The sequence below is a fragment of the Pseudacidovorax intermedius genome (assembly GCF_003350475.1).
Lineage (GTDB): Bacteria > Pseudomonadota > Gammaproteobacteria > Burkholderiales > Burkholderiaceae_C > Xenophilus > Xenophilus intermedius.
This window is the reverse complement of the sequence record NZ_QQAV01000001.1, coordinates 345,192-369,533: the sequence shown is the minus strand read 5'-3', so window position 1 is coordinate 369,533 and position 24,342 is coordinate 345,192. Positions and strand designations below refer to the sequence as shown.

The following is a 24,342-nucleotide window of genomic DNA, read 5'->3' as shown; positions in this document are numbered from 1 at the left end:
GTCAAGCCGCCAGGGCCTCGGCGGCACCCACCTGCGTGGGCACGGGCGTGTCCACGTCCACGCGGCTCTTCATCAGCGGCTGGATGCGTTCGCCGAAGTCCTCCACGCCCTGCACGAAGTCGTCGAAGGTCAGCAGCACGCCCTCGGTGCCGGGCACCTCGGCCATCTCGTCGAGCATGCGGGCCACGCTGGCGTAGGAGCCCACCAGCGTGCCCATGTTGATGTTCACCGCCGAGGGCGAGGTGGCATCGGTCATCTGGCGCACGTTGGTGTCGCCGCCCGATTTGGTGTCGGCTGCGCCCTGCTGGGCCATCCAGGCGATGGCGTCGGTGTCGGCGCCCGCCTTGTAGTGCTCCCACTTGGCAAAGGCGGCCTCGTCGGTCTCGGCGGCGATCACCATGATGAGCACGTAGGTGGTCACGTGGCGGCCGGTCTTGGCCGTGGCCTCGATCAGCTTCTGCGCCGCGGGCGCGAAGGCCTTGGGCGTGTTTACGCCCTTACCGAAGCAGAAGTTGTAGTCGGCGTACTTGGCCGAGAAGGCCATGCCGGCATCGCTCTGGCCGGCGCAGATCACCTTCATGTCCGCCTGCGGCTGCGGGCTCAGGCGGCAGTCGTCCATCTTGAAGTGGGTGCCCTTGAAGTCCGACTGGCCCTTGCCCCACAGGTCGCGCAGCACCTGGATGTATTCGGACAGGTACTCGTACCGGGTGGCGAAGAACTCGTCGCCGGGCCACATGCCCATCTGCGAATACTCGGGCCGCTGCCAGCCGGTCACCAAGTTCAGGCCGAAGCGGCCATTGGAGATGCTGTCGATGGTCGAGGCCATGCGCGCCACGATGGCCGGCGGCATGACCAGCGAGGCGGCGGTGGCGAAGAGCTTGATCTTGGTCGTGACGGCCGCCAGGCCCGACATCAGCGTGAAGGACTCCAGGTTGTGGTCCCAGAACTCCGTCTTGCCGCCGAAGCCGCGCAGCTTGATCATGGACAGCGCGAAGTCCAGGCCGTAGTGCTCGGCCTTGAGGGTGATGGTCTTGTTCAGCTCGAAGCTGGGCTTGTACTGCGGCGCGTTCTGCGACAGCAGCCAGCCGTTGTTGCCGATGGGGATGAAGACGCCGACTTTCATGTGGGTGGACTCCAGGATGGGATTGCCGGCGGGTTTGCACGCGCTGTGCCAATGCCAGTTTCCTGTTCTAGATCAATGGCTTGATGGAAATTTGCCTTGCGTGTTTTGACCAAATGGTCCAAAACGGTTCGCAGCGATGGGCGAGTGCGCGGCAAGGTGGTGCGCCGCATGCCGGGGCGTGGTGCGTGGGGAACGGCAGAATCGCGGCTGCCATGCCCAGCAAAACCCGATACCCCGCCGCCCTGGGCGGCACTGCCGACGACCTGGAAGCCGCCTTCTACGACGCGCTGCAACGCGGCGACGTCGATGCGTTGATGGCCTGCTGGGCCGACGAGGAGGACGTGTTCTGCGTGCATCCTGGCGGCCCGCGGTTGGTGGGGGTGGCGGCCATCCGCAGCGCGTTCGAGCAGATGTTCGCCAACGGCGGTGCCGTGCATGCGCGGCCTTCGCATGTGCGCCGCGTCGAAGCCCTGGGCACCAGCGTGCACAACGTGCTCGAGCGCATCGAGGTGCTTACCGCCGAAGGTCCGCGCCATGCCTTCGTGCTGGCCACCAACGTCTATCTGAAGACCGAGATGGGCTGGCGGCTGGTGGCGCACCATGCCAGCCCCGGCACCTCGCGCGAGCCCGACGACGCGGTCGAGACCCCGGGCCTGCTGCACTGAGGTCGACGTCCACCGTGCAGGCTTTCGTCGCGCCTCGCTGGCTGCCGGGCGGCAACGCGCAGACCATCTGGCCGGCCCTGTTCGGCCGCCGCTATGTGGGCGCCGCCCCGGTGTACCGCCGCGAGCGCTGGGACGCCCCGGACGGCGATTTCGTGGATGTGGATTTCCAGCACGCGGCCGATCCGGCCGCGGCGCCGCTGCTGGTGCTCTTCCACGGCCTCGAAGGCTCGTCGCGCAGCCACTATGCCGAGGCGCTGGCGGCGGTGGCGCGCGAGCGTGGACTCGGCTTCGCGGTGCCGCATTTCCGCGGCTGCAGCGGTGAGCTGAATCTGGGCCCGCGGGCCTACCACTCGGGCGACCATGAAGAGGTGGGCTGGGTGCTGGCGCGTCTGCGCGAACGCAGCCCGGCCGGCGTGCTGGCCGTCGGCGTCTCGTTGGGCGGCAATGCGCTGCTGCGCTGGGCCGAGGAGGCCGGCGACAGCGCCGCTGCCGTGGTGCAGGCCGTGGCCGGCGTGAGCGCACCGCTGGACCTGGCCGCCGGCGCCGACGCCATCGGACGCGGCTTCAACCGGCTGGTGTACGAGCGCATGTTTCTCTCGACCATGAAGCCCAAGGCGCTGGCCAAGCTAACGCAGCATCCCGGCCTCTTCGATGCCGATCGACTACGCGCCGCGCGCCGCCTGCGCGACTTCGACGACCTGTTCACCGCGCCCCTTCACGGCTTCAAGGACGCGGAGGACTACTACGCCCGCGCCGCCGCGGGGCCGCGGCTGGGCGACATCCGCATCCCGGCGCTGGTGCTCAATGCCCGCAACGACCCGTTCGTGCCCGGCGAGAGCCTCCCGGTGCCGGCGCGGGTGAGCAATCCGCGCGTAACCCTCTGGCAGCCGCTGCATGGCGGCCATGTCGGCTTTCCGCAGGGCGGCTGGCCAGGGCATGTACGGACGATGCCGCAGGCCGTGGTGGACTGGCTGCTGGCCCATCGCTGAAGTCGCATGGGTTGACGGTGCGCGTCTGCCTGGTGCGCCGGCCGCCGGGCAGTGTCGACATCGGTGTCGGCCTCGGCTCACTCGCGATGGCGGCATGGGCGACACCGCATGGCAACTTCGGCGCTGACAATGCCGCCATGGATGACATCGTCAAACAGGCACTGGCCAAGTGGCCCAACGTGCCCCACTGCTACGGTTGGCTGGGCCTTGATGCACGCGGCCAGTGGTACATGCGCGACGACCCCACGCAGGCGGCCGGCCCCTTTCCGCAGAGCAAGGGTTCGCTGCTGCGGCATGACAAGCTGATCGACTTCATCCAGCGCAACTACGAGCCGGATGCCACCGGCCAGTGGTTCTTCCAGAACGGGCCGCAACGGGTGTACGTGGAGCTGGAGGCCGCGCCGCTGGTGTGGCGCGTGATGGGCGACTTCTCGCTCCAGGCGCACACCGGACAGGCTGGCGCGTTGCAGCGGGTGCTTCTGGATGCGGAAGGGCGCCTGTATGTCGCTGCATCGGCCGGCCTGGGCATCGTCCATTCGCAGGACATGGGCCTGGCGGCCGACGCACTCGAGCAGGGCGTCTGGCCGGCGCCGGAAGAGGTGCCGGCGGCCGACCTGCCGACGCGCTTCGGCTTCGTCCGCAGTCCGGCCGCGGCCCGAAGCGCGGCCTGACGCGAGACGAGCAGGCGCCGCGAGACGCGGCTTGCGCTGAGCCGAAGCGCAGGCGCATCGCCGCAGCTGTTGCGCCACAAACGAAAAAGCCGGCGAATGCCGGCTTTCAAGAGGGCCGAGGCCCGGTCGTGATGTCTGCGCTCGTTACTGCTTGGCCGGCATCGCGCCCGCTGCTGCAGGAGCTGCCGCCGACGTGGCCGCTGCATCGCCCGCCGGCGCGGCGGCGGCCGGTGCGGCCGGCTCCTCGAACTTGGCGCCGCCCGAGTTGGCCATGTAGGCCGCAGCACGGCTGATCTCCACATCGCTGAAGTCGCCGCCGCCCTGGGGCGGCATGGCGCCCTTGCCCTTGAGCGCGTGCTCGGTCAGCGTGGCCAGGCCCTGGCCGATGCGAGGACCCCAGGCCGCGGCATCGCCCAAGTGGGGCGCGCCTGGAATGCCGGGGCTGCCGTGGCAGGCGGCGCATTGGGTCTTGAAGACGGTTTCGCCGTTGGCGAGCGGGCGGTTGGCGTCGCGGATCTCGACCATGCCCACCTTGCGGATGCGCTCGGCGACGTCGCGGTCGCGGGCGTCCTGGCTGACGCCGTAGAGGTTCATGTTGTCGCCGGTGGCCGCACCGGAGGGCTTGAGCCCGGACACCACGAAGAAGACCAGCCCCGCAATGATGAGGATGGGAACCACGAAGCCGAAGAGGACCGCGAGCATCAGCTGCTTGGGATTCTTGATCGGGCCCGTATGCGCCTCTTCGGTGGCCGGAGCCGGGTTTTGCGCGCTCTCGCTCATCGCTGTCCTCGGTATCGGGGGCTATTGGAAAACAGCGTTCGATTATAGGGACGGGGGGTGGGCGGACAGGCCCCGGCTGACCCGGGATAACCCCCGCACACCCCCCGAAAGAAGGACTCCTGATGCAGATCAGCGATCGGCTCGAAGGTCGCCGCCGACCGCTGCGTCCGGGCCTACTGGGCGCCGGCCTGCTGCGTGCTGCTGGTCCAGCCGCCGCCCAGCGTCTTGTAGAGCGTGACCTGGTTCTGCAGCAGCGCCAGCTGGGTCTGCACCGCCGTCTGGCGGGCCGTGAACTGCGAGCGCTGCGCATCCAGCAGGTCGAGGGCGCTGGCCACGCCGTTGCGGTAGCGCAGGTCCGACAGGCGCAGGCGCGTGCCCTCGGCCTCGGCCTGGGCGCGGGCGGCGCGGGCCTGCTCGCCCAGCGTTTCGCGGCCGGCGAGGGCATCGGCCACCTCGCGGAAGGCGGTCTGGATGGTCTTCTCGTACTGGGCGACGGCGATGTCGCGGCTGACGCGCGCCGAGGCCAGGTTGGCCGAGTTGGCGCCGGCCGTGAAGATCGGCAGCGTCAGGCTGGGCGCGAAGCTCCAGGCCCGCGTGCCGTCGCCGTTCCACAGGCCCGAGAAGTCGGAGCTCACCGTGCCGATGGAGGTGGTCAGCGCGATGCGCGGGAAGAAGGCCGCGCGCGCCGCGCCGATGTTGGCGTTGGCCGCGATCAGTTGCTGCTCGGCCGACCGGATGTCCGGGCGCTCGGTCAGCAGGTCCGAGGGCAGGCCGGCCGGCACGTCGGGCATGGCGCGCACGCTGGCCAGCCCGCCGTTGTCGCCGGCCAGGCCTTCCAATGCGCTAGCGGGCACCGGCGCGCCCAGCAGCAGCGCCAGGGCGTTCTCGTCCTGGCGGCGCAGGCGGATCTGCTGCGCATAGGTGGCGCGTGCGTTCTCGGCCAGCGAGACGGCCGACTGGTAGTCCAGCTCGGACGCCACGCCGTTGTCGAAGCGCAGCTTGGTCAGCTTGAGCGTCTCCTCGCGCGTGGCCAGCGTCTGGCGGGTGATGGCCAGCAGCTCTTCGTCGGCGGCCAGCGTGAGCCAGCCGTTGGCCACCTGGGCGACCAGGCTGATCTGCGTGGCGCGGCGCGACTCCTCGGTGGCCAGCGCGCGGGCCTGCGCGGCGGCGCTCAGGCTCTGGATGCGGCCGAAGAAGTCGATCTCCCACGCCGTCACGCCCAGGCCCGCCGAATAGCTCGACGACACCTTGGGCGCGGACGAGCTGTAGGCGCGGGCCGAGTTGGGCTCGGAGCGCGAGCCCGTGGTGCTCAGCCCCACGGTCGGGAAGAGCGCGGCGCGCTGCACGTCGAACTGGGCGCGGGCCTGCTCGATGTTGAGCACGGCCACGCGCAGGTCGCGGTTGTTGTCGAGGGCCGTCTGGATCAGGCCCGCCAGGCGCGGGTCGGAGAAGAAGGCCTGCCAGGGCACGTCCACCGCCGCCTTGGCACTGCCCGGCTGGGCCGGGTCGCCCGGGAAGGTGGTGGGCACCGGCGCGGCCGGCCGTTCATAGGTGGGGATCAGCGAGCAGCCGCTCATCAGCAGCGCGGCGGCCAGCGCCAGCGGCGCCAGGGGCCCGAAGGGCAGCGTCATCATCGTCTTGGACTCAGCCATGGTTGTCGGCTCCGGATTCTTCCTGAATGCCCGCTTCCTGGGCATGGCGCTTGTTCATGTCCTGCTGGCGCTTGCTGCCCTTGAAGATCGTGCGTACCACCACGAAGAAGATGGGCACGAAGAACACCGCCAGCGCGGTGCCCGTGAGCATGCCGCCCAGCACGCCGGTGCCGATGGCGCGCTGGCTGGCCGAGCCCGCGCCCGAGGCCAGCACCAGCGGCACCACGCCGAGGCCGAAGGCCAGCGAGGTCATCACGATCGGGCGGAAGCGCAGGTGGGCGGCTTCCAGCGCGGCGGCGATGGCGCTCTTGCCCTGCGCCTGCAGGTCCTTGGCGAACTCGATGATCAGGATGGCGTTCTTCGCCGACAGGCCGATGATGGTGATCAGGCCCACCTGGAAGTACACGTCGTTCGAGTAGCCGCGCAGCAGCGTGGCCAGCAGCACGCCCAGCACGCCCAGCGGCACCACCAGGATCACCGACAGCGGAATCGACCAGCTCTCGTACAGCGCTGCCAGGCACAGGAACACCGCCAGGATGGCGAAGCCGTACAGGATGATGGCCTGCGAACCGGCGAGCTTTTCTTCGCGCGACTGGCCCGTCCATTCGAAGCCGAAGCCCGGCGGCAGCTGGCCGGCCAGCTTCTCCATCTCGGCCATGGCGGCGCCCGAGCTGTAGCCGGGCGCGGCCTCGCCGCTGATGCGCATGGCCGGATAGCCGTTGTAGCGCACGGTCTGCTGCGCGCCCTTGATCCAGCGCGTGGTCGCGAAGGAGGCGAAGGGCACCGGCTGGCCCTGCGTGTTGGACGCGTTCAGGCGCAGCAGGTCCTCGGGCTGCATGCGGGCCGGGGCATCGGCCTGCACCACCACGCGCTGCAGGCGGCCGCGGTTCGGGAAGTCGTTGATGTAGCTCGAGCCCAGCGAGGTCGACAGCGCGGTGTTGATGGCGTCGAAGTTCACGCCCAGGGCCTGCGCCTTGTCGCGGTCGATGTCGATCTGCAGCTGCGGCGCATCCTCCAGGCCGTCGGGGCGCATCGCGGTCAGCACCGGGCTCTTCATGGCCATGCCCAGCAGCTGGTTGCGGGCGTTGACCAGTGCGTCATGGCCCTGGCCCGAGCGGTCCTGCAGCCGGAAGCTGAAGCCGCTGGCCGAGCCCAGTTCGGGAATCGGCGGCGGGTTGAGCGGGTAGATGAAGGCATCGCGCACGCCCGACAGCGCACCGAAGGCGCGGCCTGCCAGCGCGGAGGCCGAGTTGGCCTCGCCGTCGCGCTCCTTCCAGTCCTTGAGCGTGACGAAGGCGATGCCCGCGTTCTGGCCCTGGCCCGAGAAGCTGAAGCCCAGCACGCCCACGATGCTCTGCACCTGCGGCTGCTTGAGCATGAAGTTCTCGACCTTCTCCATCACGGCCTCGGTGCGCTCCAGCGTGGCGCCCGGCGGCAGCTGCACGTTCACCAGGATGTTGCCCTGGTCTTCCTGCGGCAGGAAGGAGGTGGGCAGGCGCGAGTAGACGAACACCACGCCGCCGATGATGGCCAGGTAGACGATCAGGTAGCGCGCGGCACGGCGCAGCAGGCGCGACACGAAGCCCTCGTAGCCCTTGGCCGTGCGCGAGAAGCCGCGGTTGAACCAGCCGAAGAAGCCGCGCTTCTCGTGATGGTGACCGGCCTCGACCGGCTTGAGCAGCGTGGCGCACAGCGCCGGCGTGAGCGACAGCGCCATGAAGGCCGAGAACGCGATCGAGGCCACCATCACCGCCGAGAACTGGCGGTAGATGTTGCCCGTGGAGCCGGCGAAGAAGGCCAGCGGCACGAACACCGAGATCAGCACCACCGTCACGCCGATGATGGCGCCGGAGATCTGCTGCATCGCCTTGCGCGTGGCCTGCAAGGGCGGCAGGCCTTCCTCGCTCATGATGCGCTCGACGTTCTCCACCACCACGATGGCGTCGTCCACCACGATGCCGATCACCAGCACCATGCCGAACATGGTCAGCACGTTGATCGAGAAGCCCAGGGCCAGCAGCGTGCCGAAGGTGCCCAGCAGTGCCACGGGCACCACCAGCGTTGGGATGAGCGTGTAGCGCCAGTTCTGCAGGAACAGGAACATCACCAGGAACACCAGCACCACGGCCTCGACCAGGGTCTCGACCACCTGGCTGATGGAGATGCTGATGAAGGCCGAGCTGTCGTAGGGGATGGAATAGCTCACGCCCTGCGGGAAGAAGCGCTTGAGCTCGTCCATCTTGGCGCGCACGGCCTTGGCGGCCTGCAGCGCATTGCCCGAGGGCGAGAGCTGCACGCCCAGGCCCACGGCCGGCTTGCCGTTCAGGCGGGCGGAGGTCGAGTAGCTCTGGCCGCCGATCTCGATGCGGGCCACGTCCTTGAGCCGCACGGTCGAGCCGTCGGCATTGGCGCGCAGCACGATGTTGCCGAACTGCGCCACCGACGACAGCTGGCCCTTGACCACCACCGTGGCCGCGATGGCCTGGCCGGTGACGTTGGGCAGGTCGCCGATGGTGCCGGAGGCGACCTGGGCGTTCTGGTTGCGGATGGCGGTGTTGACGTCGCCCGCGCTCAGGTTCAGGCCCTGCAGCTTGGCGGGGTCGATCCAGATGCGCATCGCCGTCTCGCTGCCGAAGAGCTGCACCTGGCCGATGCCGGGCACGCGCTGCAGTTCGGGCTGGATGTTGCGGGCGGCGTAGTCGCCCAGCTGCGTGGTGTCCACGGCCGGGTTGGTCGACGACAGCATCGTGAACAGCAGGAAGTTGTTGCGCGACTTGTCCACGCGCACGCCCTGCTGCGTCACGGCCGAGGGCAGGCGCGGCGTCGCGCGCGACAGCCGGTTCTGCACGTCCACCTGCGCCAGGTCGGCATTGGTGCCGGGCTCGAAGGTCACGGTGATCGAACCGGTGCCGTCGGCCTGCGCCACCGACTCCATGTAGATCAGGCCGGGCGAGCCGTTCATCTCGCGCTCGATGACCGACAGCACGCTGTCTTCCAGCGTCTGGGCCGAGGCGCCGGGATAGGCGGCGTTGATGACGATGGCCGGCGGGGCCACCGGCGGGTACTGGGCGATCGGCAGCTGCGTGATCGCCACGCCGCCCATCACCAGGATGAACAGAGCGATCACCCACGCAAAGATGGGGCGATCGATGAAGAACTTGGCCATAGAGGTGCTCGCGTTCCTTCTTCGTGATCAGTCGGGGTTGCGGGCCGGCGTCATTGCTTGGCCGGTGCGGCCGCGGGGGCCGAGGCGCCGGCGGCCGGGGCCGCGGCGGCCGTCGCCGGCGGCTGCCAGGGCACGGCCTTCACCGGCGTGCCGGGCGGCAGCATCTGCAGCTTCTGGAAGCCGTCGACCATCACCTGCTCGCCTTCCTTGAGGCCCTCGGTGACGATCCAGCGGTTGTTCCTGCCGGCGGTGATCTTCACGTTGCGCTTGGACAGCTTGCCGTCCTGGCCCACGATGGTCACGGTGTCGCCCTGGTCGGTGCGCGTGACGGCCTGCTGGGGCACGCTGATGGCCTTGTCGACCTGGGCCTGCTCGGTGCGCACGCGCACGTACATGCCCGGCAGCAGCTCGCCCTTGGGGTTGGGCACCTCGGCGCGCAGGGTGATCTGGCCGGTGCTCGCATCCACCGTCAGGTCGGAGAAGAGCAGGCGGCCGCGCTGGGCGAACTCGGTGCCGTCCTCCAGCACGATGCGCACGTCGGCGGCGTCCGGGCCGCTGGCGCGCTGCAGCTTGCCCTGCGCCATCGCGCGGCGCATGCGCATCACCTCGGTCGCCGACTGCGTGAAGTTGACGTAGAGCGGATCGATCTGCTGGATGGTGGCGAGCTGGGTCGCCTCGCCCTGGCCCACCAGCGCGCCCTCGGTCACCAGCGCGCGGCCGATGCGGCCCGAGATGGGGGCTGTGACGGTGGCATAGCCCAGGTTGATGCGGGCCGTCGTCACGGAGGCGCGGCCGGCCAGCACGTCGGCCTCGGCGGCCTTCTGCGAGGCGATGGCGTTGGCATAGTCCTGCTTGCTCACTGCGTTGGCCTCGACCAGGGGCTTGTAGCGATCGGCCAGTGCCTTCGCCTGGGCCGCGTTGGCCTCGGCGCGCGCCAGGGTCGCCTCGGCGCTGCGCAGCGTGGCCTCGTAGGGCGAGGCGTCGATCCTGAACAGCGGCTGGCCGGCCTTCACGTCGCTGCCTTCCACGAACAGGCGCTTCTGCAGGATGCCGGCGGCACGGGCGCGCACCTGGGCCACGCGCGTGGCCTCGAGCCGGCCGGGCAGCTCGGTCACCAGCCCGACTTCGCCCGGGGTGGCGATCACCACGCCGACCTCGGGGGCCGGCATGCCGCCACCCGGAGGGCCGCCGGCCGGTGCCGCGGCGTCCTTCTTGCCGCAGGCCACCAGGGCCAGGCTCAGAAGGACCGCGGTGGCGGCGAGGGTCAGGGGCGAACCGGGACGAAACATCGAACGACTTGCAACAACATGCGATGCAGGCATGCGAATCCTCTTGGAGTGGGATTGAAAAAGCGGAGGAAGCGGACGCGCCGCGGATCGATCATGCGTGCAGGCAGATCGGGGCGCCAGAAGCTTGCCGGGGCAGCAAGTTTACATACATTCTTGAATGTATAGTCGCGGCCCTCACGTTTCGGTTTATTTCGTTTTCTTGCCAAGGAGATGCCGTGGTACGGCGCACGAAGGAAGAAGCCCTGGCCACCCGCCATCGCCTGCTCGATGCGGCCGAGCGGCTGTTCCAGGCCCAGGGCGTGTCGCGCACGTCATTGCAGCAGATCGCCGAGGAAGCGGGGGCCACCCGCGGCGCCGTCTACTGGCATTTCAAGGACAAGGCCGACCTCTTCAACGCCATGATGGAGCGGGTCACGCTGCCGATGGAGAAGGGCGTGCGCCAGGCCGCCGAGCCGGCCGGGGTCGATCCGCTGGACCTCATCGAGCAGGGCATGACGCGGGCGCTGGCGCTCATCGCCGACGACCCGCAGGTGCGCCGCGTCTTCCAGATCGCGGTGCACAAGGTCGAGTACACGGACGAGATGGCCTCGGTGCAGCAGCGGCACCTGGGCGCGCGCGATGCGTGCGTCATGGACTTCGAGAAGGCCCTGCGGCTGGCCGCGCGCATGCGCGGGCTGCGGCTGCCGGTGCCGGCCCGCACCGCGGCGCAGGGCCTGCATGCCCTGATGTCGGGCTTGATCGACGACTGGCTGCTGGAGCCGGCGGCCTTCGACCTCGTGCCCGCGGGCCGTCGGCTCTTCGGTGTCTATCTCGCCGGCCTGGGCCTTCCCCGCGGTGGGGAGGCGGCCGATGCGGCGGCTGCCGTCCTGCCAGCGGGGCGCGCCGAGCACGCCCAGCGCAGAAGATCGGTCATAATGCCGGGTTCGCGGCCGAGTTCGGCGCGACTTTCTCGCCGTATTTCAACGGATAGAATTCGGCCCTCCGAAGGCTGAGATCCAGGTTCGATTCCTGGCGGCGGGACCAGACACAAAACCCGGCTACGTTTCTGACGTAGCCGGGTTTTTCTTTGGCTCTCGCCGATGCGAAGGACCGGAGGCCCGGCCCCGGGGCCGACATGCGGCTTCTCGAAGATAAATGAACCACCAAGTTCATTTATGCTTCGGCGATGCGGATGTTCATGCGTTCTCGAGCCCCAGAGCCCGTTCGTGCGGCGGGCCGATTTCAACCGGATGCACAGGCATCGGCTTCGGCCGTTGCTGAAGCAGCATGTCGGTCGACAGCCTCGACCTGATCAAGACCTTCCATGAAGTTGCCAGCCGTGGCAGCTTCTCGAAGGCGGCCGTCTCGCTGCAGCTGTCCAAGGCGACGGCCAGCAAGTACGTGGCGGAACTCGAGCGGCGGCTCGGCGTGCGGCTGCTGCACCGCTCTACCCGCACGATCAGCCTGACCGATGCCGGCCAGCGTCTGCTCGAGCGCAGCACCTACCTCGTTTCCTACGCAGAGGAAATGATGGACGAGCTGCGCGAATTCGGCTCGTTGCCCAAGGGAGGGCTCACGCTGAGCGCACCCTACGGCCTGGTGTTCGGCGGCTTCAGCGACATCATCGCCACCTATGTGCGCAGCTACCCGGACGTGCGGCTCACCCTGCGCTTCACCAACGAACCGATCGATCTCATCCGCGAGGGCGTGGACCTGCACTTCGGCAGCGGCACCATCGCCGACCAGCAGCTCATCGCGCGCCGCGTGATGAAGTTCGACCTGGTGCTGTGCGCCGCGCCGGCCTATTGGGAGCGTTTCGGCAAACCGGCCACGCTCGATGAACTGACCCACCACAACGTGCTGCAGTACAGCGCCTGGGCGGCGGCAAGCCTGGCGCCGACACGTCGGCCGGACACGCCGGTCGCCCATCGGCTTGGCATCATCGAGGTCAACGACCCGGTGGCCGTGGTCCAGCTGGCGCTGCGGGGCGTCGGCATCGCGGTCGCTCCCAAGCCCGCCGTGGCGTCCTTCCTGGCGAATGGGGAACTGGTCCAGGCCCTGGACGAGCACATGCCCACGGACCTCTGGGTCTATGCAGCCTATTCCGAGCGGCGCCACAAGAGTGCGGCGCTGTCGGCGATGCTGCGCCTCCTGGATCGCTTCGGCCTGGATGTCCAGTGAGCGTGGCGGGACCGCGCTCCGGGTCTCGAAGGATGCCGAAGGTCAGGGTTCAGTCTGCGTGCGCGAGGGCCGTGACGGGCGGCCGCTGCGCCGCGGCCCACGTATGGGCGCCGGCGCGCACCGCGCCATCCATGCCGCAGCGGTAGCGGCGCAGCCAGTCGGCATCGACCGTGGGCCGTGCCGGTGCGCGCAGGGCCGCGATGGTGCGCAGATGGCCCGCGTCCCAGGGATCGAGTTCCTCGCCCTCGCTGCCGGCCAGGTCCACCCATTCGGCATCCACGGCCGCCACGCAGCCGATGCCCTCGGGCCACATGGGGCGGCCAAGTGCACGCACCAGATCGGCGAGCCGTTGGCGCTCCTGGTGGGCGTCCGGCGTGCAGGGCCAGGCCACGAAACAGTCCTCGGCCAGCACCGCCACGCGGCGGGGGTCCGTCACGGCCTGGCGCAGGCGGCGCAGCAGTTCCCGGCTCGCGCCGGTCGCCACGTCCTCGCCATAGGCGGCGCGGATGGCCCACAGGTCCGGCAGCGTCACCAGCGCTGCGCGCGAGCCCGACAGCTCGCCGCCCGGGCGTGCGCCGTCCGCGCGCGCAGTGGCGCTCCCGTGCCGCGCCGGCACCGGCGGGAACAGGCAGCGCCGCACCGCGACGCGCTCGTCGGTGCCTGTTCGCAGCAATGGCAGGGGTTCCAGCATGGCTGTCAATGTAGGAAGCCCTCGGGTCGCTGCCGAGCGGAAACGGCTTCGAAATGACAAGTCGCTGACATCTGCCCACCGCGCCCGTCAAAGGCGCCGCAGCGCCCAGTCAGAGATATGTCAGCCAGTTAACACCTGATGCGCGATGCACCATCGCGGTGAAAGAGGCGCCGCCCAATACTCGTGCCGCCATCAGGAGAGCGGGGATCTGTAAGGGCTGAGGAGGTGGGTGACCGACGCAGAGCATGCGTGCAAGCAATGCCCGGCGCCGGCGTGCCGTGCCTTGGGCTCCTGGCCGCCAAGCCGATGGCAATCCGGCTTGAATCTGTCCAAGGAGAACGTCAGTTGTTTGAAAAGGTCGTGCCCGTCAACAAAGAGCGCCATGCGCAAACGCGCATCAAGGAAATCACGGGCTTTTCCTTCGCCTCCAAGTTCCACATCGCCTACGTCACCATGCACGAGTTCGCCCGTGCCGCGGCGATCTATCCCATCGTCTTCCTCGAAGACAAGGAGAAGGACGAGTTCCGGCCCGTGGCCCTGCTGGGCCTCGACGCCGGCACCAACCTCTTCGTCGGTGCCGACGGCAAGTGGGACGCGTCCTATGTGCCGGCGATCATCCGCCGCTATCCCTTCGCGCTGGCCTCGTCCGACAAGGAAGGCCAGTTCACCATCTGCATCGACGAGGGCAGCGAGCTGGTGAGCAGCACCGAAGGCAGCCCGCTGTTCGACGACAAGGGCGAGCCCACGCAGGTCATCGAGAACGTCAAGCGCTACCTGTCGGAGCTGCAGCAGATGGACGCGCTGACCCGCGAGTTCGCCAAGTTCCTGGCCGCGCACAACATGCTCACGCCGCTGAACATGCGCGTGCGCGAGTCGGCCGGCATCAAGAACATCGCCGGCTGCTACGTGATCAACGAAGAGCGCCTGAACAACCTCTCGGACGAGCGCTTCCTGGAGATCCGTGCCAAGCGCTACCTGCCTGCGATCTATGCGCAGCTGATCTCGCTGGCCCAGATCGAGCGGCTGGTCACGCTGGCCGACAAGCGCGCGGGCAAGTAAGAAGACGCGGGCCGTGCGCAGGCGGGCGTCGACAAGGCGCGGCACGAAGCCGCGCGCAGGCTGGGTCGCGATGCTGGCCGCGGGCGCCTGCGCGCTCGCGCTGCCGGGCGCGGCGGCGCAGTCGGCAGCCGCTTCGGCGGCCGATGCACGCACGCTCACGCCCCGCCGCTTCATCCAGCTGGTGGTGGATCGCAATGCCGAGATCGCCTATGCCCGCCTGCAGGCCCGCATCGCGGACCGTGGCCTGGCGGCCGAGGCCTCGCTCTACCAGCCGACGGCCTTCGGCTCGGTGCGCCACGAAAGCCGGCGCCGCCAGCGCACCGCCGAGGAACAGCTCTCGTCCCTGGCCGCCCGCACCTCGGTGCTGGACGAGATGGTCAACACCGCCGAGGCCGGGCTGCGCATGCGCGCCTCCACCGGCGCGGAGATCAGCACCAGCCTGCAGCGCTCCCTGCGCCGCAACAACCTGATCGAGGCCCTCTACAACGACGGCAGCGACCGCGAGGCCACCGCGCAGCTGGTGGTCACCGTGCGCCAGCCACTGCTCAAGGGCCGCGGCACCGATGCCGTCGAGGCCGACCTGCGCGTGGCCGAACTCGAACGCGAGGTGGGCTACTGGACCTTCCGCCAGCAGCTGCTCAAGATGGGCAGCGAGGCCCTGTCCGCCTACTGGCAACTGCAGCGTGCGTACCGCTCGCACCCGCTGCGCCAGCGCCTGCTGGACAACGCCCGCGAAGCGCTGGCCGATGCGCGCGAGCGCGCGGCCGCCGGCCGCGTGGCCGTCACCGTCGAGGACGAGGCCCGTGCCCTGCTGTCGATGCGCGAGAGCGAGCTGCTGCGCAGCAGCCAGGCCATCGTCGAGGCCGAGGCCCGCATCCGCACGCTGCTGGACCTGCCGCCCGAGGACGGCGCCTGGGCCCTGCCGGCGCTGGCGCCGATGTCCGGCGACGACGCCGCGACCGCCGGGGCCTGGGAGCGCCGCCTCGACCAGTGGCCGCCCTTCCAGATCGCCAGCCTGCGCGTGCGCCAGAACCAGCATCGCCTGGACTTCGCGCGCAACCAGGCCCAGCCGCAGCTGGACCTGCAGGCCAACTGGGGCTCGCATGGCCTCGGCCGCAATCCGCACTCGGCCATGAACCCCGTGCCGCACAACCGCTACCCCGACTGGTACGTGGGCCTGTACTACGAGCAGCCGCTGGGCGGCACCACGCGCCCCGAGGCGCAGTACCAGGGCCAGCAGCTCAAGCTGGAGCAGGCCGAGCTGGAGGCGCGCAACGCCCGCATCGGCTTCGCCAACGACTGGCGCAGCCGGGCCGACGCGCTGCAGCTGGCCCGGCGCGACGTCGAGCAGCTGCGCGCCGACCTCGACAGCCGCGCCCGCCTGCTGCGGGCCGACGAGTCCGGCCTGCGCGACCAGCTGGTGCCGCGCGCCCGCGTGCTGCGTCGCGAGGCCGAGACGCTGGAGAGCGAGCTGCGCCTGGTCGAAGGCGAGGCCCGGCTGTGGACGGCCCTCACCCTGTTCCAGCAGTCCGAAGGGCTGCTGCTCACCGCCTACGGCGTGGACGTCACATGGCAATGAAACGACGCCCCGGCACCGAGCGCCTGCGGGGCCGGCGCGCCGCCGTGCTCGACCTGCGCACCGCGGGCTTCGGCCTGCTCCTGCTGGCCGCCAGCGCCGCGCTGCACGCGCGCGAATTCACCGGCCTGGTCCATGCGCGGCACGATCTGCTGCTGAGCGTGAGCGTGCCCGGCGTCGTGGCCCGCGTGCCCGTGGCCGTGGGCCAGCGGGTGGAGGCGCGCACGCCGCTGCTCTACATCGATGAGCGCATCCAGGCCACCGAGGTGCAGCGGCGCCGGGTGATGCTGGACGACCTTTCCGAGCTGCGCGCCACCGAGGAGCGCGTGCGCACCCTCGCCCCGCTGTACGAGGACACGCGCAAGCTGCTCAACGCCCGCGGCGCGGTCAGCCGCGACGAGGTCGCGCGGCTGGAGCTGGACCTGGTCACCGCGCGCGGCCGCGTCGCCCAGTTGCAGGCGCAGAAGGTGCGCGAGCGTGTCGAGCTGGCCGCGGCCGAGCAGGAGCGCGAGCTGCGCCGCCTGACGGCCCCCGTGGCCGGGGTGGTCACGCGCGTGGACACCGACGTGGGCGAATGGGCCAAGCCCGGCGACGCGCTGATCCAGCTGGTGGACGCGGACAACTGCTACCTCAAGCTCAACCTGCCGCCGGCCGCCGCGCTGCCGCTCAAGGCCGGCGCCGAGCTGCCGGTGCGCTTCGACCCGGCCACCGGCGTGGCACCGGTGCGGGCCCGCGTGAACTACGTCGCGCCGGTCATCGACGCCGCCAGCGGCCTGGTCGAGGTGCGGCTGGGCTTCGCCAATCCGAAGGGCGTGGTGCCGGCGGGCATCAAGGGCATCGTGGACCTGCAGGAAGGAAGTCGCTGATGGGCGCGGCCGACCCTCCCCACACGCTCGGCGCGCCGGACGCGCTGGGGCTGGTGCAGGCCCTGCAGGCGCTGCGCCGCCGCTCCAGCGGCGAGCCCGGCTTCTGGGACGAATACGCCGCCGGCCTGCGCCACCTGTGCCGCGCCCGCCGCGTGTGGATCGCCGGCCGCGTCGATGGCACCGATGCCGCCCCGGCCGACGGCAGCGGCTGGCAACTGCTGGGCGCTGTCGCCGAGGTGGCCCTGCCTGTGGCGGGCGCGCTCGATGCCGCCACGCTGGCCAGCCTGCAGGCCCTGGCGCCGCGCGCGGCCGACAAGGGCTTCGCGCTGATGCCCGTCACGCACGAGGGCGTCGCGCTGTTCCACCTGGCCGTGCGCCAGGCCGGCGAGCGGCCGGTGCTGGCCCTCATCGAGATCCCCCAGCGCGAGCGCGCCAGCCTCAACGAGCTGGCGCTGCGTGCGCAGCTCGTGGCCGACATGCCGGGCGTCGGCGCCCCGGCCGGCGTGGCGGTGGAAGAGGGCGTGCCGGCGGCCTCGCCCACGCTGCCCGCGCTGCTGGCGCTGGCCACCGAGGTGCAGCGCGCGGCCCACGGCAGTGCCGCCCGGCTGGCCCTGGTCAACGGCCTGGCCGCCTTGAGCGGCGCCTCGCACGTCGCGCTGGGCTGGGTCGACGAAGGCCGGGCGCAGCTGGCCGCCATCAGCCACCTGGACCGCTTCGAGGCCGGCACCGACCTGGCCGCCCTGGTCGAGGCCGCCATGGACGAGAGCCTGGCGCACGAGGGCGTGCTGCAGGCCGACCAGACGCCCGTGCTGCAGCGCCTGGGCGAGGCCCTGGGCCTGCCCGCGGTGTGCGCCATGGCCCTCGGCCCCGAGGACGGCCCGCCCGAGGCCGTGCTGCTGTTCGCGCTGCCCGAAGGCCGCGCCGTGGACGAGCCCGGCCTGGCCCGGGTGCGCGGCATGGCCGCGCTGGTGCTGCCGCGCCTGGCCGAGCTGCGCCAGCGCGAGCGCTGGTGGGGCCTGCGTGCGCGCGACGCCCTGCGGCTGCGCCTGGCGTCCTGGTTGGGGCCGCGCCATGTCTGGCCCAAGGCCGTGGCCGTGGCGGCCGGCCTGTTCGTGCTGTATGCCGCCTTCGCCACCTGGGACTACCGCGTACACGGCACCGGCCAGCTCGCCACCGACAGCACGCGGGTGCTGGCCGCCGGCTACGACGGCCGCGTCGACAGCGCCGAGACCAGCGCCGGCGAGCGCGTGCAGAGCGGCCAGCTGCTCGCCACGCTCGACACCCGCGAGCTGCGCCAGCAGGAGAACGATGCCGACGCCGAGGTGCGCCGCTTCGGCGCCGAGGCCGACAAGGCCCGCGCCGCCGCCGCCTGGGCCGAGATGGAAGTGGCCACCGCCCGCCAGCGCCAGGCCCAGGCGCGCCTGGCCCGCGTGCGCGAGGCGCTGGCCCAGGCCGAGGTGCGCGCGCCCTTCGACGGCGTGATCGTCGAGGGCGAGCGCAAGGACCTGCTCGGCGCTCCGGTCAAGAAGGGCGACAAGCTCTTTCGCATCGCCCGCGTCGAGGGCCTGTACGTGGTGGCCACCGTGCCCGAGGGCGACATGCCCCTGGTGCCCGCGCAGGCCAGCGGCGAGCTGGTGCTGGTCAGCGACCCCGACCGCCGCATCCCGCTGCGCGTGACGGCCGTGATCCCCGTGGCCCAGACCAAGGGCCAGGACGGCAACCAGTTCCTGCTGCGCGCCGAGATGCAGCAGCCCGCCGCCGACTGGTGGCGGCCCGGCATGAGTGGCGCCGTGCGCATCGACGCCGGCGAACGCAACGTGGCGTGGATCCTGACCCACCGGCTGGTGGACAAGCTGCGCCTGTGGCTGTGGTGGTAGCGGAGCGCACACGACATGCCCGGCGCCGCCTTCAGTGACACCTGGTACCGCGTGGCCGGCCAGCGCGTGGCGCTGCAGCCGGCCGTGCAGGCGCGGGCGCAGCGCTACCGCGGCCAGCTGTGGTTCGTGCTGGAGGACGTCTACGCCCACCGCTTCTTCCGCGTCACGCCGCAGGCCTACGACTTCGCGCGCGCGCTCGACACCGGCCGCACCGTCGACGAGGTCTGGCGCGAGTACGTGCGCGTGCACGGCGCCGCCGCCCCCGGCCAGGACGAGGTGGTGCGCCTGCTGTCGCAGCTGCACGTGTCCAACATGCTCGTGACGGCCGGCTCGCCCGACAGCCATGCCATCGACGAGCGCAGCCGCCGCCAGAAGGACCGCGAGCTGCAGGGCAAGCTGCTGTCCTTCCTGTACGTGCGGGTGCCGGTGTTCAACCCCAACCGGCTGCTCGACCGCCTGCGTCCGCTCGTCATGGCCTGCACCGGCCGCGCCGCGGGCGTGGTGTGGCTGCTGGCCGTGCTGGCCGGCGTGTGGACGGCCGTGGAGCATTCCGAGCGCCTGGGCCGCCATGCCGACGGCGTGCTCTCGCTGTCCAACCTGCCCTGGCTCTACCTGGGCATGACGCTGCTGAAGGTGCTGCACGAGACGGCGCATGCCTTCGTGGTCAAGCGCTACGGCGGGCAGGTCCACACCTTCGGCGTGATGTTCCTGATCTTCACGCCGCTGCCCTATGTGGACGCCACCGCCACCTGGGGCTTCGGCAGCCGCTGGCGGCGCGCCTACGTGGGCCTGGCGGGCGTGGCCACCGAGCTGTTCTTCGCCGCCCTGGCCACGCTGGTGTGGGCCCACACGGCGGAGGGACCGCTCAACGGGCTGGCCTTCAACATCATGTTCATCGGCTCGGTCTCGGCGCTGCTGTTCAACGGCAACCCGCTGCTGCGCTTCGATGCCTACTATGTGCTCACCGACCTGGTGGAGCTGCCCAACCTCTACCAGAAGGGCCAGCAGCAGGTGATGGCCTGGTGCGACCGCGTGCTGCTGGGCAACCGCGCCGCCGCCGGCCCCGCCACCGATGCGACCGAGCGCCTGTGGTTCACCGCCTACGGCTGGGCCAGCTTCGCCTACCGCCTGCTGCTGAGCGCGACCATCCTGCTGACCACGCTGGACAAGTGGTTCGGCGTTGGCCTGGCGCTGCTGGCCACCACCGTCGTCACGCTGCTGGTGCTGCCGGGGCGCAAGTTCGCCGCCTACCTGGCCGGCCCGGCCGTGGCCGGGCGCCGCACGCGCGCCGTGGGCGCCGTGGCGGGCCTGGTCCTGGCGGCCTACGTGCTGACCGCCTGGGTGCCGCTGCCCCATGCGGTGCGCGTGCCCGGCGTGCTGGAGGCGCAGCGCCGCGCGCTGCTCTTCGTCGAATCGCCCGGCGTGCTCACCGAGCTTCGCGTGCGCCACGGCCAGAGCGTGCGCCGCGGCGAGGTGCTGGCCGAGCTGCGCAATCCCGACCTCGACCTCAACATCGACCTGGCCGCCCTGCAGCTGGACGAGCTGCGCACCCTGCAGCTGCAGTCGCTGCAGCGCACGCCCGCCGACGCCGCGCCGCTGCAGGTGCGCATCGACGCCACCCGCCAGCAGCTGGACGAACTGCGCGCCCTGCGCGAGCGCCTGACCGTGCGCGCCCCGCAGGACGGCGAATGGGTGGCGCCCCAGCTGCACGAGCGCCGCCAGGCCTGGATCGAGCGCGGCCAGTTGCTGGGCGAGGTGGTCGATGCCGGCCACTACCGCTTCAGCGCCGTGCTGGCGCAGGGCGACGCGGCCGACCTGTTCGGCGCGCCGCCGGTGGCCGGCGAGCTGCGCCTGGCCGGCCAGGCGGGGCAGGGCATCGCCGTGCAGCGGCTGGAGGTGATCCCCTACCAGCGCGAGCGCCTGGCCTCGCCGGCCCTGGGCCTGCCCGGTGGCGGCGAGGTGGCCGTGCGGCCGGACGACAGCACCGGCACGCTGGCGGCCGAATCCTTCTTCGAGCTGCGCGCGCCGCTGCCCGCCGGCGCGCCGGCCACCACCTATGCCGGCATGTCCGGCGTGCTGCGGGTGGCCCTGCCCGCGCAGCCGCTGTGGGACCGCTTCCACAAGGGCTTCCTGCAACTGCTGCAGAAGAGGTACGCGCTGTGATCCTGCCCGGCGCCGACGCCTCCCACGACAGCACGCCGGCCGCGCCCGCGCTGCGCTCGCCCTGGGCCGGGCGCAGCACGCTGCCGGGCTGGTGGCGCCTGCAGGCCTGGCGCCGGCAGGCGATGCTGGCGGCCCTGCTGCAGGCCGCCCGCGCCGCCGAGCCGCCGCTGCAGTTGCTGGACGACGAGGCGCTGGCCGCCCGGGCGCGCCAGGCCCGTCACGCGCTGCGCGCCGCCGTGGCCCGCGCCGGCGAGGCCGCCACCGGTACCACCGTGGCCGCCTGGGGCGCCGCCGCTGCGGCGGCGGCCGAGCTGGCCTCGCGCAGCCTGGGTCAGCGGCCCACGCCGGCCCAGCTGCAGGCGGCCCTGGCCGTGGCGCAGGGCCGGCTGGTCGAGGCCGGCCCCTGCAGCGGCAAGAGCCTCGCCATCGCGCTGGCCGCCGTGCTGGGCGCCTGGGCCGGCCGCCGCTGCCACCTGGTGTGCGGCAACGAACTGCTGGCTGCGCGCCATGCCGCCGCCTTCGGGCCGCTGTACCTGCGCTGCGGCGTGTCCTGTGCCGTCCTGCCGCCCCAGGCGCCGGCCGAGGCGGCACCGCAGGCCTACGGGGCGCAGGTGCTGCTCGTCACCGCCCGCCGCCTGCTGGCCGACCGGCTGCGCGATCCCGCGCTGTGGCCGCGTGCCACGCCCTGCTGGGCCCTGGTGGACGACGCCGACCGCGTGCTCATCGACGACGCCGTGCATCCGCATGTGGCCAGCGAGCCGGGCCACAACCCGCTGCTGCTGGAGGCCATCGCCTGCGCGCAGGGACTGGCCGCGGAGTTCCGTGCCGGCGAGCACTACCACGACCGCGGCCGACTGCTGCGCTTCACCCCCGCCGGCCAGGCGCTGCTGGCGGAACTGGAGGACCGGCTGCCGCCCTTCTGGCGCGCCCCGCGCCGGCGCGACGAGCTGCTGATGCAGGCGCTGGTGGTGCGCGACCGGCTGGTGCGCGGCCGCCACTACGAGGTGCAGCCCGGCCCCGCTGGCGGCGCGCGCATCGTGCTGGGCGGCGAGCTCCCGCTGGCACAGCTGGTGCCCGAGCGCAGCCTGCACACCGGGCTGCTGCAGGCGCTGGAGGCGCGCGAGGGCCTGCCCCTGTCGCATCCGCCCGCCACCCGCGGCCGGCTGTCGCACCAGGAGCTCTTCGGCGGCTACCGGCTGCTGGGCGGCATCGCCTCCTCGCTGCGCGGGCTGGAGTCCGAGCTGTGGCGCATCTACGGCGCCGTGGTGCTGCGCCAGCCGCGCACCGCCCCGCCGCTCGCCCTGCGGCATGCCCTGGCGGCGGCCGACGACGAGGTGCGTGCCCGCCAGGCCGCCGAGGCCGTGGCCGAGGCCGTGCGGCACGGCGCTGCCGTGCTGGTGGGCCTGCGCCGCATGGAGAGCTTCCGCCTGCTGGTGCCAGCGCTGCGCGCGCACGGCCTGGCCCCCGCCGTGCTGGGCGCCGCCGCCCCGGGCCCCGACGACGGGCTGCTGCGTCCCGGCGAGGTCGTGCTGGTGCCCGAGCCGCTGCTGGCCGGCCTGGATGTGCGCACGGTGCCGGTCACGACGCCGCTGCATCTGCTGCTGCCCGAGCCGCTGGACTCGGACCGTACCGAGGCGCTCTTCCATGCCCGCGGCCAACGCCTGCCGGCGGCGCGCCGCAGCCTTCGGCTGTGGTCCGCCCCCGCAGGCGCGCCGCTGGCGGCCACTGTGGCCCGGCTGCAGTCGGCCCTGCCGGCACGCCTGGCCGATCCCCTGGCGCTGGCGCTGCTGCGCACCGGCCTGCGCCTGCAGCGCGCCGGTGCCGCGCGCCAGGCGCGCCGCCAGCGGCGCCAGCTCTTCCTGCACGAGCAGCAGCTCGCGCTCCAACTCTCCTTCGCCGCCCGCGGCGAAGCCCCTGTCCTGCGAGGTGAACTGCATGCCCCCCTTCCTTGAACCGATGCGCGCCCTGCGCCGCGCGCGCCCCTGGCCGCTGCTCGTGCTGGCACTTGCCGGCTGTGGTGGAGGCGGCGGCGGCGGTGGCGGCGGCTTCTTCCTGCCCGTGCCCGAGACGCCGCTGGTGCTCAGCATGGCCGACAGCGTCGCGCTGGAGTCCGGCAACGGCATCATCTTCACGGTCAAGGTCGAGTCCGGCCCCAACGTGGACAAGACCATCACCTTCACCACGGCCGACCTGGCGCCCAACCTGGCCGCCAAGCCGGTGGCGGGCTATGCGCGCGGCGGGGCCAACTGCCCCGCCGGCGGCGACTACGTGGCCGCCAACGGCACCTCGCTGCGGGTGCCGGCCGGCGCCTCCAGCGTGACCTTCGCCATCCCGCTGTGCGACGACGGCACCTTCCAGGCCAACAAGCGCTTCCGCGTGAGCATCGGCGGCGCCTCCAATTCGCCGGTGGCCTACGGCACCATCCTCAACGACGATGCGGGCGGCCTCAACGACACCGGCATCGCCCAGTGCTACACGGCGGCGGGCGCGGCGGTGGCCTGCCCGGCCAGCGGCCTCGCGGGCCAGGATGCCGAATACGGCCGCGACAGCCGGGCCCTGACCGGCGGCGGCAGCGACGGCCCGGCCGGCTTCAGCTATGTCAAGGTCTCGGCCAGCGGCCAGGCCATGGCCTCCGGGGCCAGCGGCTGGGCCTGCGTGCGCGATGCGGTCACCGGCCTGATGTGGCAGGTGCAGCAGGGCGTGAGCCAGCCGGCCGCCACCGCCTTCGCCGACGTGCAGGCGCAGATCGACGCCGCCAACACCGCCCGCCTGTGCGGCGCCAGCGACTGGCGTCTGCCCGAGGTCGGCGAGCTCGACAGCCTGGTCAACGCCGGCCGCAGCACCGGCGTGGCCGCGACCACCGACTGGTTCTCCGACCTGGCCGGCCTGGGCAACCAGGCGCGCTCGGTGTTCTGGAGCAACACCACCTATCCCGACGATGCGCAGACCGCCTGGGTGGTGGACTTCTCGCTCGGCATCGTGGGCCCGCGCAACAAGGCCGATTCGCCCGGCAATGCCGTGTCGCTGCGGCTGGTCAGCGGCGGCAGCGCGCCGGCCCTGTCGTCGGCGGCGCCGTGCACCGCCGGTTCGGCCAAGTCGGCGTCCGACCGCTACAGCGCGCCCGGCGATGGCACCGTCACCGACCGGCGCACCCAGCTCATGTGGGCGCAGTGCCCGCAGGGCCAGAGCGGCGGCAGCTGCGAGTCGGGCAGTGCCGCCAGCTTCAGCTGGAGCGGCGCGCTGGGGCAGGTGGCGGCGGCCAATGCCGCGGGCTGGCTGGGCTACAGCGACTGGCGCCTGCCCAACCGCAACGAGCTGGCCTCGCTGGTCGAGCGCCACTGCCGGGCCCCCGCCTTCAACCGGGCGTACTTCCCCAACAGCGCGGGCGCCAGCTACTGGAGCAGCTCGCCGGCGGTGCCCAGCGCGGGCAGCGCCTGGTACGTGGACTTCGTCGATGGCGACGTGGCCATCGCGGACATGGCGGGCAACCGCCGGCTGAGGCTGGTGCGGGCGGGCCAATGACAACCGGCTGCCGGCTGGCGCCGCGCCCCCGTGCCGATCGCGCACGGGGGCGCTTCGCGCTTGCAGGCGGGCCGATGACGCAACAACAGGGCA

At 71.7% G+C, this 24,342-nt stretch carries 18 protein-coding genes and 1 tRNA gene; 13 read left to right on the top strand and 6 right to left on the bottom strand.

The window, feature by feature from the left end:
* Position 1 precedes the first annotated feature (1 nt).
* Positions 2 to 1,123, bottom strand: a complete 1,122-nt coding sequence (gene rutA, locus DFR41_RS01510) for a pyrimidine utilization protein A (RefSeq protein WP_017758373.1) — start codon at positions 1,121 to 1,123, stop codon at positions 2 to 4.
* 212 nt (positions 1,124 to 1,335) lie between these two features.
* Between rutA and DFR41_RS01505 the strand changes: the two genes are divergently transcribed.
* The 3 genes from DFR41_RS01505 to DFR41_RS01495 all read left to right on the top strand — a co-directional run bounded on the left by DFR41_RS01505 (position 1,336) and on the right by DFR41_RS01495 (position 3,448).
* Positions 1,336 to 1,788: a YybH family protein gene (locus tag DFR41_RS01505; RefSeq protein WP_017758372.1), complete on the top strand. Its 453-nt coding sequence runs from the start codon at positions 1,336 to 1,338 to the stop codon at positions 1,786 to 1,788.
* Between the two features lie 14 nt (positions 1,789 to 1,802).
* A complete protein-coding gene (locus DFR41_RS01500) occupies positions 1,803 to 2,777 on the top strand; it encodes a YheT family hydrolase (RefSeq protein WP_017758371.1) in 975 nt (324 codons plus the stop codon).
* A gap of 137 nt (positions 2,778 to 2,914) precedes the next feature.
* The gene (locus tag DFR41_RS01495; RefSeq protein ID WP_114802141.1) at positions 2,915 to 3,448 is read left to right on the top strand and encodes a DUF2946 family protein; all 534 of its coding nucleotides are present in this window, start codon (positions 2,915 to 2,917) and stop codon (positions 3,446 to 3,448) included.
* A gap of 144 nt (positions 3,449 to 3,592) precedes the next feature.
* On the opposite strand, the gene DFR41_RS01490 is transcribed toward DFR41_RS01495, so the two are convergent.
* The 4 genes from DFR41_RS01490 to DFR41_RS01475 all read right to left on the bottom strand — a co-directional run bounded on the left by DFR41_RS01490 (position 3,593) and on the right by DFR41_RS01475 (position 10,368).
* Positions 3,593 to 4,228, bottom strand: a complete 636-nt coding sequence (locus DFR41_RS01490; protein ID WP_114801444.1) for a c-type cytochrome — start codon at positions 4,226 to 4,228, stop codon at positions 3,593 to 3,595.
* Positions 4,229 to 4,401: 173 nt separating this feature from the next.
* On the bottom strand, positions 4,402 to 5,880 hold the full coding sequence (locus tag DFR41_RS01485) for an efflux transporter outer membrane subunit (protein WP_280525148.1): 1,479 nt from the start codon (positions 5,878 to 5,880) through the stop codon (positions 4,402 to 4,404).
* Positions 5,873 to 9,046 (bottom strand): efflux RND transporter permease subunit, encoded by a 3,174-nt coding sequence (locus tag DFR41_RS01480; protein WP_114801443.1) that lies wholly within the window; start codon positions 9,044 to 9,046, stop codon positions 5,873 to 5,875. The genes DFR41_RS01485 and DFR41_RS01480 overlap by 8 nt, the downstream gene beginning before the upstream one ends.
* A gap of 50 nt (positions 9,047 to 9,096) precedes the next feature.
* Positions 9,097 to 10,368, bottom strand: a complete 1,272-nt coding sequence (locus tag DFR41_RS01475) for an efflux RND transporter periplasmic adaptor subunit (protein ID WP_114801442.1) — start codon at positions 10,366 to 10,368, stop codon at positions 9,097 to 9,099.
* On the opposite strand from DFR41_RS01475, the gene DFR41_RS28245 reads away from it, so the two are divergent.
* The 3 genes from DFR41_RS28245 (at position 10,359) to DFR41_RS01460 (ending at position 12,495) form a co-directional block, all read left to right on the top strand.
* On the top strand, positions 10,359 to 11,327 hold the full coding sequence (locus DFR41_RS28245) for a TetR family transcriptional regulator (protein WP_081682351.1): 969 nt from the start codon (positions 10,359 to 10,361) through the stop codon (positions 11,325 to 11,327). The genes DFR41_RS01475 and DFR41_RS28245 overlap by 10 nt on opposite strands.
* Positions 11,284 to 11,358 (top strand) — tRNA-Arg (locus tag DFR41_RS01465). Before DFR41_RS28245 ends, DFR41_RS01465 begins: the two co-directional genes overlap by 44 nt.
* Positions 11,359 to 11,601: 243 nt before the next feature.
* On the top strand, positions 11,602 to 12,495 hold the full coding sequence (locus DFR41_RS01460) for a LysR family transcriptional regulator (RefSeq protein ID WP_114801441.1): 894 nt from the start codon (positions 11,602 to 11,604) through the stop codon (positions 12,493 to 12,495).
* A gap of 49 nt (positions 12,496 to 12,544) precedes the next feature.
* Here the strand turns inward: DFR41_RS01460 and DFR41_RS01455 are convergent, their stop codons facing one another.
* On the bottom strand, positions 12,545 to 13,186 hold the full coding sequence (locus DFR41_RS01455) for a hypothetical protein (RefSeq protein ID WP_114801440.1): 642 nt from the start codon (positions 13,184 to 13,186) through the stop codon (positions 12,545 to 12,547).
* 345 nt (positions 13,187 to 13,531) lie between these two features.
* On the opposite strand from DFR41_RS01455, the gene DFR41_RS01450 reads away from it, so the two are divergent.
* From DFR41_RS01450 to DFR41_RS01420, 7 genes are all read left to right on the top strand, one after another.
* Positions 13,532 to 14,245 (top strand): SapC family protein, encoded by a 714-nt coding sequence (locus DFR41_RS01450; RefSeq protein WP_114801439.1) that lies wholly within the window; start codon positions 13,532 to 13,534, stop codon positions 14,243 to 14,245.
* A 70-nt stretch (positions 14,246 to 14,315) separates the two neighbouring features.
* A complete protein-coding gene (locus DFR41_RS01445; protein WP_114801438.1) occupies positions 14,316 to 15,824 on the top strand; it encodes a TolC family protein in 1,509 nt (502 codons plus the stop codon).
* Positions 15,821 to 16,687 (top strand): efflux RND transporter periplasmic adaptor subunit, encoded by an 867-nt coding sequence (locus DFR41_RS01440; RefSeq protein ID WP_170159300.1) that lies wholly within the window; start codon positions 15,821 to 15,823, stop codon positions 16,685 to 16,687. Before DFR41_RS01445 ends, DFR41_RS01440 begins: the two co-directional genes overlap by 4 nt.
* Entirely contained in the window at positions 16,687 to 18,564 is a 1,878-nt protein-coding gene (locus DFR41_RS01435) for an RND family efflux transporter (RefSeq protein ID WP_114801436.1), read from the top strand. The genes DFR41_RS01440 and DFR41_RS01435 overlap by 1 nt, the downstream gene beginning before the upstream one ends.
* 15 nt (positions 18,565 to 18,579) lie before the next feature.
* The gene (locus DFR41_RS01430; protein WP_114801435.1) at positions 18,580 to 20,727 is read left to right on the top strand and encodes a biotin/lipoyl-binding protein; all 2,148 of its coding nucleotides are present in this window, start codon (positions 18,580 to 18,582) and stop codon (positions 20,725 to 20,727) included.
* The gene (locus DFR41_RS01425) at positions 20,724 to 22,679 is read left to right on the top strand and encodes a hypothetical protein (protein ID WP_170159299.1); all 1,956 of its coding nucleotides are present in this window, start codon (positions 20,724 to 20,726) and stop codon (positions 22,677 to 22,679) included. Before DFR41_RS01430 ends, DFR41_RS01425 begins: the two co-directional genes overlap by 4 nt.
* Positions 22,663 to 24,249, top strand: a complete 1,587-nt coding sequence (locus DFR41_RS01420; protein WP_170159298.1) for an Lcl C-terminal domain-containing protein — start codon at positions 22,663 to 22,665, stop codon at positions 24,247 to 24,249. The genes DFR41_RS01425 and DFR41_RS01420 overlap by 17 nt, the downstream gene beginning before the upstream one ends.
* Positions 24,250 to 24,342 lie beyond the last annotated feature (93 nt).